This window comes from Brucella tritici (assembly GCF_008932295.1).
Taxonomy (GTDB): domain Bacteria; phylum Pseudomonadota; class Alphaproteobacteria; order Rhizobiales; family Rhizobiaceae; genus Brucella; species Brucella tritici.
In genome coordinates, this window is the sequence record NZ_WBWA01000048.1 from 1 (window position 1) to 13396 (window position 13396).

The window sequence follows — 13396 nt, forward strand, 5'->3', positions numbered from 1 at the left end:
AAGCGGGCGAGGATGGCGCGGCGCGGCTCAATGCCAATGATGCATGGACGGCATTCGACGCCATCAACGATCTGTTCGTACCGGGGCCTACCGGCACGAATGTTAATGATCTACGCGCGATTTTGATAACGGGCTAGTTTCGTCATCAAGAAGAATGCGGTTTGCCGCTCCGTCCAGATCGTCATACTGGCCGCTTTTCAACGACCAGAGAAAGGCGACAAGGCCAAGCAGGCCCAGAAACAGCGCGATGGGAATGAGAAAGAGAAGTCCGCTCATTTGTGCGCTTCCTTGATGATAGCAACAGGCGCGATAGTCTTCTGCGTCTGTTGCTTTTGTTTTCCGGCCCGCAACCGCAATGCGTTGCTGACGACCACGATGGATGACAGCGACATCGAAAGTGCTGCCACCAGCGGGGTGACATAGCCGAAAATCGCAATCGGCACGGCTATGATATTATAGCCGATGGAAAGCGCAAAATTCTGGCTTATCAAGCGCCCCGCTTCCTTCGAGACTGCAAAGGCAAGCGGTACTGCCGACAGGCTTTCACGCAGGAAGACGAAATCTGCAGCATTGCGGCCAATGTCGGCTGCGGTTGCAGGGGCCATGGAAACATGGGCGGCGACAAGGGCCGGAGCGTCGTTCAATCCGTCGCCGACCATCAAAACCTTGCTGCCTTCGCTCGATAGCTTCTGCACCAGTTCCGACTTGTCGGCTGGCAGTACTTCGGCTTTAAAATTATCGACGCCGAGATAACCGGCAAGCTTTTGCACGGCGGGCAGCCTGTCGCCTGAAATGATGCCAAGCTTCAGGCCTTTGCGCTTCAGTGTGGCGATGGCTCCGGCAGCGTCTTCGCGCGGCTGGTCTTCAAAGCGGAAGGTTTCAACCAGTTTGCCATCAATGGAAAGACAGGTTTCAGGGCCATCAGCATGAGGCATAGCGGCGGTATCATCGGCCCAGTCACGCTTGCCAAGCCGATAGATGGAGCTGTTCAGTTCGGCTTCGATACCTGCGCCCGGAACTTCCGCGATACGGGTAAAGGCGGTCATCGGTTTTGCGCCCGAGAACAGCGCAAGCGCCCGCGATAGCGGATGGCGGGAATAAAGCGACAGCTCTGCAGCGATCTCCAGATTGTGGGGATCAATCGCCTCGGCATTGATCAGTCTCGGCTGACCGAGCGTCAATGTGCCGGTCTTGTCGAAAATGGCAGTGTCGATCTCGGCCATCCGCTCCATGGCGGAGCCATCCTTGATCATGATGCCATTTTCAAACAGGCGTCTGGCCGCAACCACCTGCACAATCGGCACCGCAAGAGCAAGCGCGCAAGGGCAGGTGATGATGAGGGTGCAGATCGCGATATAGATCGAGCGATACCAGTCACCGCCCGTGTAGAACATCCAGCCGACAAAGGCCGCGAAGGCGGTTGCGTGGACCATCGGCACGTAGAGTTCAGAAGCGCGGTCGGCAAGACGACGGTAATAGGCACGCCCGCCTTCTGCGACATCCATCAGCCGCACCATTTCAGCGAGGAAGGAATCCTTGGCTTCCGCGGTCGCGCGGATGACAAGCGGCGTGGAGAGATTGAGCGTGCCCGCCCGAATATCCGAGCCGGGACCGACAGGAACCGCATCGCTTTCACCCGATGCAATGGCGCAATCAAGTTCCGAACGGCCTTCTTCCACCTTGGCATCAACGGGTACGCGCTCACCTGCTGCAAGAATGATGCGCATTCCGGGGTGGATTTCGTTGACCGGCAGGTAATTGCGTTCGTCATTCTCGCCAATCACCACCGCGCCGCGGCTGCCGAGTTGTGCCAGTCCGCGCACGGCAGAACGGGCACGGGCGCGCATCATGTAGTCGAGCGTGCGGCCGATCAGCAGGAAGAACAGCAAGGTCACCGATGCATCGAAATAGGCGTGCTGGCCATGATGCAGGGTTTCATAAACACTCATGCCGAAGGCAAGCGTGATGGCGAGTGCAATCGGCACATCCATATTCACGCGCCGTGCGCGCAGCGCATTCCAGGCCGAAACATAGAAAATCCGGCCTGAATAAATCAGCGTCGGCAGGGCGATGAGGCCGGAAATCCAGTGAAACATGTCGCGTGTGGCCGCATCCGCTCCTGACCAGACCGCGACAGACAGAAGCATCACATTGCTGGAAGCAAAGGCCGCGACGCCAAGCGCGATCAGAAGCCGCGTGAAGGTCGGGTCCTTGTCCTGCGCCATGTCGAAGATATGCGCTTCGTAGCCGAGCCTGCGAAGTGGATCGACCACATCTGGCGGCGTCTCTCCATCCTGCCAGCGCACGGTGACGCGGCGCGCTGTCAGGTTGACGCGGACATAGGCAACACCTGTGATCTTGCCGAGCGTCTCTTCGATATTCTTGATGCACAGGCCACAATGAACGCCGGGAACCGACAGATCGAGCTGGCGAAAACCGTCTCCAAGCGCACGGCTTGCAACCTGCATTTCATCTACAGAGATGGCCTGAACGACGGTCGCTATCTGTGCATTCTCGACGCAACAGCTCATAATATCCTCCCGTCCTTCACCAGAACGCGGATAATATGGCGGTATGGGTCTTCAAGACCGGCATCGGCATTCACTTCCATGATCCATGCACCCTCGCCAAGTTCCAGCGGGGCGGTCAGTATGCCGGGCTCACGAACCGACAGCGTGACCTTGGTGTCGTTCACATCGCCGACCGGGCGCTTGAATTCAACCGTACCTCCGGTCATGGCGACAGCCTTGCCGTTACGATCGGCCAGTTGCCAGGTGAAGATGCCTTTTTCAAAGGTGGGCTTCGACTGCCATTGCAGGGCGGCCTGCTCCTTGCCGGTCTGTGCCTTGTCGTTGAACTCCTGGCTGGCGACATAGGTGTTCTGCACGACCAGCCCGCTCCAGCTATGGATGGCATTGTAAGCCATGGTCAGATTGACGGCGATAATGACACCAAAGAAAGCGACCATGATGCCTAGCATATGCCAGCCGGTAAACGTGCCTGAGGTTTTCGACTTGATCGACATTATCTGCCCTCCGGTGCCATGAACGTTGCCTTGTAGCGTGCGTGTTCCGCGCCGTTTGCGTCGCGCACTTCGATTTCATAGTCCTCACGATGATCGGTTATCGCATCATGCGGCATGGTGACGAAGACACGCAATGTCTTCAGGCGGTCCGGCTCCACCGGCACGTCGTAATTGCCGTCTGTATCCGCTGTTTCATCCTGAACGGTCAGTGTTGCCCCCGGCAGGCCCTCGATGGAAAGACGGAAGGTGCGCGGCGTCGGGATCATGTTGAGCAGCTTGACCGTATAGCCATTGCGGATCGAGCCATCAGACAGAAGCACATATTGCGGAGTGCGGTCATGGAGCACGTTGATGCCGATGCGCTGGCGCGTTGACAGCGAGATGATGAGCGTCAGGCCGATCAGCGCCCATACGGCGAAGTAGAACATGCTGCGCGGGCGCAACACCTTCTTCCAGGACAGGTTCTGCACCTTGTCCGAGAAATTGTTCGGCGCCTTGTAGACGCGTGCCGGGTCGATGGGCGCCGTGCCATTATTGGTCGCGAGCGCCATGTTGAAGTCGTAGTCGGCCAGTGTCGCATAGGAGATGAGACCGCGTGGCTTGTCGATCTTGTCCATCACCGAATTGCAGGCATCGATGCACAGCGCGCAGGTGATGCATTCGAGCTGCTGGCCGTCGCGAATGTCGATGCCCATCGGGCAGGCAGCGACACAGGCATTGCAATCCACGCAATCGCCCACGGTTTCGCCTGCAGCAATAGCCTTCTTGGAATGGCGTGAACGCGGTTCGCCGCGCCAGTCATTATAGGTGACGGTAAGCGAATTTTCGTCCAGCATAGCGGCCTGAATACGCGGCCACGGGCACATATAGGTGCAGACCTGCTCGCGCATCAGTCCGCCGAAAATATAGGTGGTGGCGGTAAGGATGGCGACGGTGAAATAGGCGACGGGTGCGGCCTGACCGGTCACGAAATCCATGAGCAGCTTCGGTGCGTCGGCGAAATAGAAAATCCATGCGCCACCGGTCAGAACACCAATGACGATCCAGACGGAGTGTTTGGCAACCCGCTTCCAGACCTTGTCGAAGGTCCAAGGTGCCTTGTCGAGTTTCATGCGCACATTGCGATCGCCTTCGATGGCGCGCTCGACGACAAGATAGAGATCAACCCAGACAGTCTGAGGGCAGGTGTAGCCGCACCAGGCGCGGCCCGCGACAGAAGTGACGAGAAACAGACCAAGGCCCGCCATGATGAGCAGGCCCGCGACGTAGTAGAATTCTTGCGGCCAGATTTCGATGAAGAAGAAATAGAAGCGGCGGTTGGCAAGATCGATCAGTACCGCTTGATCGGGGGCATAGGGGCCGCGATCCCAGCGCAGCCAGGGGGTCAGATAGTAGATGCCCAGCGTAATGAGCATGACAATCCATTTGAAGCGCCGGAACTCGCCCTGCACACGCTTCGGAAAAATCTTCACCCGCGCCGCATAAAGCGACTGCCGGGTCTTGGGGGAATTGACTGCCTGAACGTCAATGCGTTCGACATCGTCTGACATTTGCCTTGCTCCTGAAGCGTGATCCCGGAAAGACAGAAGCTGGTTTCCCGGAATGATCGCACTTGCAACAATTGAGAGCGGGGTGGTTATTCGCCGTCCGTTCCAATGCAGTGGTTTGAAGTGTATCCCGACCTGCCGTTTAAGCCGGGAGCATCTGGCCCCCGCATCGGTTCCGATGTGGGGGCCAGTTATTGTTACTCACCACCGCCCAGCGAATGGACGAAGATGGCAAGCTGCTTGACGGTCGCATCGCCGAGGCGTGTTTCCCATGCAGGCATGACGCCATGCTTGGGATGCGATACCTGACGCACGATGGCGTCCTCGCCGGAACCATAGAACCAGATGGCGTCTGTCAGGTTCGGCGCACCGAACTCACGCAGGCCCTTGGCATCCGCGCCATGGCAGACAGCGCAGTTTTCGGCGAACACTTTCTGGCCTTCCGGCACCATTTCCTGATTGTGCGGCGTGCCGGAGAGGCTCACCACATAGGCTGCGACATCGCGGATCTGCTGTGGTTCCAGCACGTCGACAAAAGCCGGCATTTCGGAAACGCGGGTATCGGCATCGTCCTTCGAACGCACACCATGACGAATGGTCGTCAGAACGTCGTCGATGGCCCCCCCCCACAGCCAGTCGTCATCGTTGAGGTTTGGATAGCCGGGCGCCCCCTGTGCGCCAGAACCGTGGCACTGCACGCAGTTGACGCGGAAAGCAGCAGCGCCACCGGCAATCGCATATTGGCGCAGGTTTTCATCCGCCAGAATCTCGTGCACGTCCTTGGCCTTGATCTCGTCGATGATGCCCTGACGCTCGCTGTTGATTTTGGCGGTTTCCTCCCAGAAAGCGCCACGGCTCGACCAGCCGAGCATGCCGCCGGTGGAGCTGGAAATCAGCGGCCAGGCCGGATAGGCGATGACATAGGCAATCGCCCAGAAAATGGTGGCGTAGAATGTCCACAGCCACCAGCGGGGCATCGGATTATCGAGTTCCTTGATGCCGTCCCATTCGTGGCCGGTCGTCGCTACGCCGGTGACATCGTCGATTTGCTTGTCAGTCATTTGCGTCATCCTTGAAAGGAATATCCTTCGCGTGGTCGGCTATCTGCTTGCTGCCTGGCCGGAAGGCGTAGAAGACGACGAAGAGGAAAAAGAGCGCCATGCCGAGCAGACCCCAGCTATCGGCGAAAGTGCGCATGGTGTTGTAATCCATCGCTAAATCTCCGCTTTATCTTGCTTTGGGGGACTGGTCATAGGTCGAGAAATCGACCAGCGTGCCGAGCATCTGGAGATAGGCGATGAGTGCGTCCATTTCCGAGATCATCTGCGGGTTGCCGTCGAAATCACCAAGCTTGGCCTTGGGATAGCGGGCCTCGACACCGGAAGTATCGGCATCGGGCGTGGCCTGCGCCTTGAGATCGTCCAGCGCGCTGTCAATCATTTCCTGACTGTAGGGCACGCCGACTGCCACATTGGCCTTCAGATTGCCAGAAATGTTGGAGGCATCCAACGGACGATCCTTCAGGAAGGCATAGCTCGGCATGACCGATTCCGGCACCACGTCGCGCGGGCGGACAAGGTGCTGCACATGCCATTCGTTCGAGTAACGGCCGCCGACGCGTGCGAGGTCCGGCCCCGTGCGCTTGGAACCCCATTGGAACGAATGATCGTACATGGATTCCGCAGCAAGGCTGTAATGACCGTAGCGTTCCACCTCGTCGCGGAACGGGCGGATCATCTGGCTGTGGCAAAGGTAGCAGCCTTCACGCACATAGACGTCGCGGCCCGCAAGCTCCAGCGGCGAGTAGGGGCGCATACCTTCCACCTTCTCGATTGTGTTCTCGAGATAGAAGAGCGGTGCGATTTCAACGATGCCACCGACCGTCACCACGGCGAGCGATGCGATCAGCAGCAGCGTTGCATTTTTCTCCAGCTTGGAGTGGTTCTTTAGTATCGACATAAATCACACGCTCCTTATTCGGCAGGCTGCATGGCGGCGCCAGTTGCAGGCTGCGCACCGCCCATCGGGGCTTCGTTGCGCAGATTGCCGCGAATGGTCTGATAGACGTTCCAGGCCATCACGAAGCCACCGGCGAGGTAGAGCACGCCGCCAAGCGTACGGATGACGTAGTATGGGAACATGGCGAGCACGGTTTCCGCGAAGGAATAGACGAGGAAGCCCTGATCGTCGTATTCGCGCCACATCAGGCCCTGCTGGATACCGGCAACCCACATGGCAGCCGCATAGAGAACGATGCCGAGCGTCGCCAGCCAGAAGTGCCAGTTGACCATGCGGATCGAATAGAGCCGCTGACGGTTCCACAGCTTCGGTGCGAGATAATAGACGGCGGCAAACGAGATCATGCCGTTCCAGCCGAGCGCACCCGCATGAACGTGACCGATGGTCCAGTCCGTATAGTGCGACAGCGAATTGACGGCCTTGATAGAAAGCATCGGGCCTTCAAAGGTTGCCATGCCGTAGAAGGCGATAGCTGCAACCATCAGGCGGATGATCGGATCGGTGCGGACCTTGTCCCATGCACCCGAAAGCGTCATCAGACCGTTGATCATGCCACCCCAGGACGGCATCCACAGCATGATGGAAAAGACCATGCCCAGCGTCTGCGCCCAATCGGGAACAGCGGTGTAATGCAAATGGTGCGGACCGGCCCAGATATAGAGGAAGATGATCGACCAGAAGTGCACGATCGACAGGCGGTAGGAATAGATCGGACGCTCGGCCTGCTTCGGTACGAAATAGTACATCATGGCCAGGAATGGCACGGTCAGGAAGAAGGCAACGGCGTTATGGCCATACCACCACTGCGTCACCGCATCCTGAACGCCGGAGAAAGCCGAATAGCTCTTCACGCCGAGGAAAGAGACCGGGATCGCCAGATTGTTGATGATGTGCAACATGGCGATGGTGATGATGAAGGACAGGTAGAACCAGTTCGCCACATAGATATGCGGCTCCTTGCGTTTCAGGATCGTGCCGAGGAACACGACCAGATAGGCGACCCAGACGATGGTGAGCCAGATGTCGACATACCATTCCGGTTCTGCATATTCGCGGCTCTGCGTGATGCCGAGCAGATAGCCGGTCGCGGCCATCACGATGAAGAGCTGATAACCCCAGAAGACGAACCATGCGAGGTCACCGCCGATGAGGCGGGCGCGGCAGGTGCGCTGCACGACATAGAAGGACGATGCGATGAGCGCATTGCCGCCGAATGCGAAGATCACAGCAGAAGTGTGTAGCGGACGCAGGCGGCCGAAATTCAGATAGGGTTCCAGATTGAGATCGGGAAAGGCGAGCTGCGCGGCGATAACCACACCGACCAGAAAACCGGTCACTCCCCAGAAAACCGTTGCGATGACACCGTAGCGGATCGGGCCGTCCATATAGGTGGACTGGTCGACTTTTTTCGGCGTCAGGCCGTAATCGGCATTTCGCATCAGAAGAATGGTGAAGATGGCCAGTGTAGCGAACAGAATCCACATATGGGTTCTGAACAGCTCATCATGGGAAAATCCGGCCAAAAGCACAGCAAAAAGTGCTCCCAGACCGGAAAGGACTGTTCCAGCGGCGTAGTTCATGAAATCCCCTCGCAGCGCATGACAAGAGCCATCTCGAATGAGACAGCAATAGCGATAGGTTTCCTATCTGCGCTCAAAACGCAAGTGTCATTGATCTAAATCAAAGACAGCTGCAAAAAGCCCGAAAAATAGGGGAGAGAGCTCTGCTCAGGATTCATCGATATCCGGCTCCAGCTGGATCATGATGCGGGACGCAGAATTATGTCATCCGATAATCGTGCCCGGCACGATGATCGATGCGCTTAGTCCGCCTTGCGGGCGATTATGTAGATGCAGTTCGCCACTCATTCGCTCTGTCGCCATTTTCACGATTGCAAGGCCAAGGCCACTGCCGGTTTCGTTACGATGGGCGCCACGGAAGAAGCGCTCGGTCACATGCGGCATTTCATTTTCGGGAATGCCGGGGCCATCATCCTCGACGATGAGCCTGACTTTGCTGGCTTCGGCCTCGATCCGGCAGCGCACGGTGCCGTCCCTGGGCGAATGATTGACCGCATTTTCGATCAGGTTGCGAGCCGCAAGCGTGAAAAGATGCGGGGAGGGCAATTGCACCAGAGGCATGGCTTCCGGCAGTTCGATGGAAATGCCGCGCTGGGCTGCAGGCATCCGCATGTCGGTGGAGACCGCAACCAGAAGCTGGCAAGCCGGTTCATATGCCGGTGTTTCCATTTCGTCGCTGGTTTCGAGCGCCGCGAGATCGAGAAGCTGGTTGGTGAGACGGCTGGTGCGGTCAACGCCTGCCGCGATCTGGCGCACCGCATTGGCGCGCATTTTCTCATCCTTTGCACCTTCGGCAATCTGCGCCTGTGTCTTCAGTCCGGCGAGCGGCGTCTTCAGTTCATGCGCGGCGAAGATCGCAAAGTTGCGTTCACGCTCACGCGCCTCCTCGACACGATGGAAAAGCCCGTTCAGCGCTGTGACGGCGGGCGCAATCTCCTTGGGCAGGTTCTGTTCAGGCAGCGGTCGCAAGTCCTGCGCCTGTCGCTTGGAAAGCACGGACGCAAGACGGCTCAGCGGATCAAGGCCGCGCCGCACGCACAGCCAGATCATGAGCGCCAGAACGGGCAGCATCAGCAGGGCTGGCAGCACAAGACCGGTTACGACGTTTTGCACCAGCCTTTCACGAACGCTCAGGCTGTCGCCGACCATGACACGCAGTCCGAGCTGGGTATTTTCGACCGCGAACACACGCCAGCGGTCGCCCGCGACTTCCGTATCGGAAAAGCCGTTCGCGACATTGGTGAGCCGCACACCCGGCGCGCTTTCGGAACGACCCACGAGCTTGCCGTCAAGCGCCCATATCTGGCAGAATAACTGCCGGTCATAGAGCGGAAAATCCGGCATCGGCTTCAGCGACAATTGCCCGCCGTCGCCGTCCGGGCCAACTTCCACGCGATGCTCGGTGAGCAGAGAATTGACCATGCGCGCAGCCTCCATCAGGCGCGCATCGAGCACTTTTTCAAGCTGTGACTGGGTGCTGATGTGGATCCACACCACCGCGAAAAGCCAGACAAGACAGGTGACTCCGATCAGTATGCCGGTCAGGCGGCTGCGAATGGAATTCATGTGTTTGCACCCGCGAGACGGTAACCGACACCGCGCACCGTTTCGATATAATCGGAGCCGAGTTTCGAGCGCAGGTGGTGGATATGCACTTCCACCGCGTTGCTCTCCACTTCCTCCTGCCAGCCATAAAGCGCTTCTTCCAGCGAGGATTTGGAGAAGGTGGCAGTCGGCCGTTCCATCAAAGCGCGCAGGATCGAGAATTCGCGCCGGGTCAGCCTGACGGGTTCACCATGGCGAAGCACCGACATCTCAGCCGGATCGAGTTCCACGCCGCGCCATTCAAGCAGGGCATTGGCGCGTCCGGCACCGCGTCGGGCAACAGCACGCACGCGGGCTGCAAGCTCATGCAGATCGAAGGGCTTGCCGACATAATCGTCGGCACCTGCATCAAGGCCGGCAATACGCTCGGGCACCTGATCGCGGGCGGTCAGCAGCAGCACCGGCGTCTCGTCACGGCCGCGTCGCATCGTCTTGAGAATATCGAGACCAGAACCGTCGGGCAGCATCAGGTCGAGTACCACGGCGTTATAATTCTGGGCGGCGAGGGCTGCTTCCGCATCGCCGCAATTGGAAACGGCATCCACGGTGAAACCGGCAAGCCCCAACCCTACGGTCAGTCCGTCGAGGAGGATCGTGTCGTCTTCTACCACAAGTATGCGCATGAGTTCCTGTTTTCCGCCTTTATTGACAACTAGACGCACACGGGCTTTTCCCTGCGCCACCTTAAGGCTGCCTTAAGGTGGCCGGAGCATTCGCCTTTTGCAACATGGATCAATTTGTCCGAATCGAATTTATGCGGAAAATCGTAATGCGTCTCTTTGCGGGCCTTGCTGGCTTATTCATCAGTTTGTTTCTCGCGCTCGGCCCGGCATTGGCAGCGAACCCGCTCCCGGTCGATCAGGCTTTCCGCCTGAGCGTGCTGAAGGATACGGATGGCCGTCTGGTGCTCAACTGGCAGATCGCGGACGGTTATTATCTTTATCGTGATCACATAGAAGCGAAGGACGGGCGGGGAAATGCGCTTGCTGTAGACACGCAACCCGGCCAGCCCAAGGACGACCCGAATTTCGGTCGGCTTGAAGTCTATTACACCCATGCCACAGCAAGCGTAAAAGCAGATGCGCAGCCGCTGGCGCTGACCTATCAGGGCTGTCAGGAAGACGGCATCTGCTACCGTCCGGAAACGAGAACCGTCGATCCGGTCACGCTCGCCATATCCAGCGAAATGGGGCAAAAGGCCAAGGCGCTGACGCAGGCATCGGTATTTGCGCCGGCCGCATCGCAGTCCGCACCGCAGAATACAGCGTTTGCCCTTGCGCCTGAAAAGGGCATGGTCGAAGGGCTGCTCGATCAGGGCGGCACCGGGCTGGTGATCGCAGCATTTCTGGCCTTCGGTGTTCTGCTTGCTTTCACGCCGTGCGTTTTCCCCATCTATCCCATTTTGGCCGGAACGCTGGCGCGCGAGGGTGAGAAGCTGACGGCAAAGCGCGGCTTCACCCTTTCAGCAATTTATGTCGTCAGCCTGGCACTGGGTTTTGCCGTCGTGGGCGCAATTGCAGGCTGGTCGGGGCAGAACCTGCAAATGGTGCTGCAATCGAAATGGACCGCGCTTGCGCTGGCCGGACTATTCACGCTTCTGGCGCTCTCCATGTTCGGCCTGTTCCAGATACAGCTTCCAAATTCATGGGTCAGCGCGATTTCTTCGCGGACCGGTCCCCATGGCCAGCAGCGGACAGGTTCCAAGCGTTCTGCCGCCATTCTCGGTTTCTCGTCGGTGCTGATTGTCGGCCCCTGCGTGACGGCGCCCCTTGCAGGCGCGTTGCTCTATATCGCGCAGACGGCCAATGTCGCGTTGGGCGCTTCCGCGCTCTTTGCGCTTGGCATCGGCAAGGGATTGCCGCTCATTGCTTTTGCCACGCTTGGCGCTGGCACGCTTCCGCGCGCAGGCGCATGGATGGAAACGGTGAAGCAGATTTTCGGCTTCAGCTTTCTGGCGACTGCGATCTTCATGGCCGCTCCGCTTCTGCCGCCCGGCGTGGACATGGTGCTATGGGCGCTCCTGCTTTTCGGAACTGCAGGTTTCGCATTTCTCAAAATTCCGGGGCGCAGCGTTGTGGCGCGCACAATCGGTACGGCAGCTTTCGTTTACGGTGTCATTTTGATGCTCGGCGTGGCTTCAGGCGGAAAAGATCCGTTGCAACCGCTGGCCGCATTCGGTAACCGTGGCGGCAACCAGAATCTGGCCGCGCTGCAATTTACGCCGGTCGAGACTGTTTCTTCCCTTCAGGAGAAACTTGTTGAAGCGCGCGGCGACAAGCCGACGCTTATCTATTTCACAGCGGATTGGTGCGTAAGCTGTTCCACCGTGGAGCGCCGGGTTTTGCCCGACGATAGCGTGAAGAAGGCGCTGGGCGGTTATCAGCTCATCAAGGCGGATATTTCGCAGCTCACCAGCGGCAATGCCGATCTTATGGCAAAGCTTGGCGTGGCCGGTCCGCCGACGATGATCTTCTTCGATCGCATCAGCAAGGAACCGGAGGGAACCAGATTGGTGGGCGATGTCACGACCGCCTCTATCGAACGTTCGGTCGGCCTCGTGAGCGCTGACTAGAGCATTTCCAGCAAAAGTGCGAAGCGGTTTTGCGTCGGATAATGCGAAAAAAACAAAGAGATAGAGCATTTCCAATGATTCAAGAAAAACAGGAAATGCTTTAAAAACAAAGGATTTCAAGATGACTCGGGGGCTGGGGTTTTGACCGGAGTGAATGAAAAGCGAAATGCACGAAAAGCACTGTTGCGGGTGGCCTTGGTTGCCTGTCTGCCTTTTGCTGCCGCAGCATGTACGACCGCATCCGCAGATCGGCCGATTGCCGTCACCATGCCGCAGACTGTTGCCTTCACGCCAGAGCCTGTTGCCGTTGAACCAGCCAGAGAACAGGTTAGCCAACCGGCGCCGGAAATGCAGACGGCGAAGAGTGAATATGAGACCATGTATGGCGCGGTAAACGACCGCGGCAATCTCATTCCCGCACTTGATGTCAGCAAGATCGCGGATCGCAATCTGCGCCGCGAAGTTGACTATGCCACGACGGAGCCTGTTGGCACGATCGTGGTTGATCCCTATGCGCGTTATCTCTATCTCGTGCAGCCCGGCGGCAAGGCGATCCGCTATTCGGTGGGGGTCGGTCGCGCTGGTCTGACTTTCTCAGGGGATGCCAAGGTTGCCTACAAGTCGCAGTGGCCGCGCTGGACGCCGACAGCCAACATGATCAAGCGCAATCCGGAGCATTACGCAAAATACGCCAATGGTCTGGAAGGCGGCATCCGCAACCCGCTCGGTGCCCGCGCGCTTTATCTCTACCGCGACGGCAAGGACACGCTTTACCGTATTCACGGCACCAACGAGCCCTGGTCGGTCGGCAAGGCGGCATCGTCCGGCTGCATCCGTCTCTACAATCAGGACATCCTCGATCTCTACAAGCGCGCCACAGCCGGTGCGCGTGTCGTCGTGTTGGATAAATCCCAATCGGGCAAAGGAGGTGGCATGAAAGAGGTCGCGCTCACTGGAAGAACGGATCGCTGAGATGCAGATGATTTTGGGACAGTCACGTTTTGTGCCGTTTGGCTTACCTTATTGGGGTTTGAAACGCTTCAATGAA

13 protein-coding genes are annotated in these 13396 nt (G+C 58.2%); 3 read left to right on the top strand and 10 right to left on the bottom strand.

From position 1 onward, the window contains the following. Positions 1–137 (top strand): MOFRL family protein (locus F9K91_RS24660; protein ID WP_328593086.1); only part of this gene is annotated, 137 nt, incomplete at its 5' end. Here F9K91_RS24660 and ccoS read toward each other — a convergent pair. From ccoS to F9K91_RS24710, 10 genes are all read right to left on the bottom strand, one after another. Further along, entirely contained in the window at positions 103–276 is a 174-nt protein-coding gene (ccoS, locus tag F9K91_RS24665; RefSeq protein WP_151554306.1) for a cbb3-type cytochrome oxidase assembly protein CcoS, read from the bottom strand. The two genes, F9K91_RS24660 and ccoS, sit on opposite strands and share 35 nt — an antisense overlap. Then, positions 273–2531, bottom strand: coding sequence for a cation-translocating P-type ATPase (locus F9K91_RS24670; RefSeq protein WP_151554305.1), 2259 nt, complete (start codon positions 2529–2531; stop codon positions 273–275). Before F9K91_RS24670 ends, ccoS begins: the two co-directional genes overlap by 4 nt. Beyond that, positions 2528–3025, bottom strand: coding sequence for a FixH family protein (locus tag F9K91_RS24675; RefSeq protein WP_151554304.1), 498 nt, complete (start codon positions 3023–3025; stop codon positions 2528–2530). Before F9K91_RS24675 ends, F9K91_RS24670 begins: the two co-directional genes overlap by 4 nt. Beyond that, a complete protein-coding gene (ccoG, locus tag F9K91_RS24680; protein WP_151678989.1) occupies positions 3025–4575 on the bottom strand; it encodes a cytochrome c oxidase accessory protein CcoG in 1551 nt (516 codons plus the stop codon). Before ccoG ends, F9K91_RS24675 begins: the two co-directional genes overlap by 1 nt. 194 nt (positions 4576–4769) lie before the next feature. After that, complete coding sequence (gene ccoP / locus F9K91_RS24685) at positions 4770–5633, bottom strand: cytochrome-c oxidase, cbb3-type subunit III (RefSeq protein WP_151554302.1); 864 nt, start codon at positions 5631–5633, stop codon at positions 4770–4772. Further along, positions 5626–5784 (bottom strand): CcoQ/FixQ family Cbb3-type cytochrome c oxidase assembly chaperone, encoded by a 159-nt coding sequence (locus F9K91_RS24690; RefSeq protein ID WP_010658290.1) that lies wholly within the window; start codon positions 5782–5784, stop codon positions 5626–5628. The genes ccoP and F9K91_RS24690 overlap by 8 nt, the downstream gene beginning before the upstream one ends. A 15-nt stretch (positions 5785–5799) precedes the next feature. After that, on the bottom strand, positions 5800–6531 hold the full coding sequence (ccoO, locus tag F9K91_RS24695) for a cytochrome-c oxidase, cbb3-type subunit II (protein WP_151554301.1): 732 nt from the start codon (positions 6529–6531) through the stop codon (positions 5800–5802). Positions 6532–6545: 14 nt separating this feature from the next. Beyond that, positions 6546–8171 carry a cytochrome-c oxidase, cbb3-type subunit I gene (gene ccoN / locus F9K91_RS24700; RefSeq protein ID WP_151554300.1) on the bottom strand — a complete coding sequence of 542 codons (1626 nt, stop codon included), beginning with the start codon at positions 8169–8171 and terminating at the stop codon, positions 6546–6548. Between the two features lie 204 nt (positions 8172–8375). After that, positions 8376–9737 (bottom strand): ATP-binding protein, encoded by a 1362-nt coding sequence (locus F9K91_RS24705; protein WP_151652413.1) that lies wholly within the window; start codon positions 9735–9737, stop codon positions 8376–8378. After that, positions 9734–10399 (bottom strand): response regulator, encoded by a 666-nt coding sequence (locus F9K91_RS24710; protein ID WP_151652412.1) that lies wholly within the window; start codon positions 10397–10399, stop codon positions 9734–9736. The genes F9K91_RS24705 and F9K91_RS24710 overlap by 4 nt, the downstream gene beginning before the upstream one ends. A gap of 146 nt (positions 10400–10545) precedes the next feature. On the opposite strand from F9K91_RS24710, the gene dsbD reads away from it, so the two are divergent. Beyond that, on the top strand, positions 10546–12348 hold the full coding sequence (dsbD, locus tag F9K91_RS24715; protein WP_151678990.1) for a protein-disulfide reductase DsbD: 1803 nt from the start codon (positions 10546–10548) through the stop codon (positions 12346–12348). A gap of 189 nt (positions 12349–12537) precedes the next feature. Next, the gene (locus F9K91_RS24720; protein WP_151678991.1) at positions 12538–13320 is read left to right on the top strand and encodes a L,D-transpeptidase; all 783 of its coding nucleotides are present in this window, start codon (positions 12538–12540) and stop codon (positions 13318–13320) included. Positions 13321–13396: the final 76 nt, after the last annotated feature.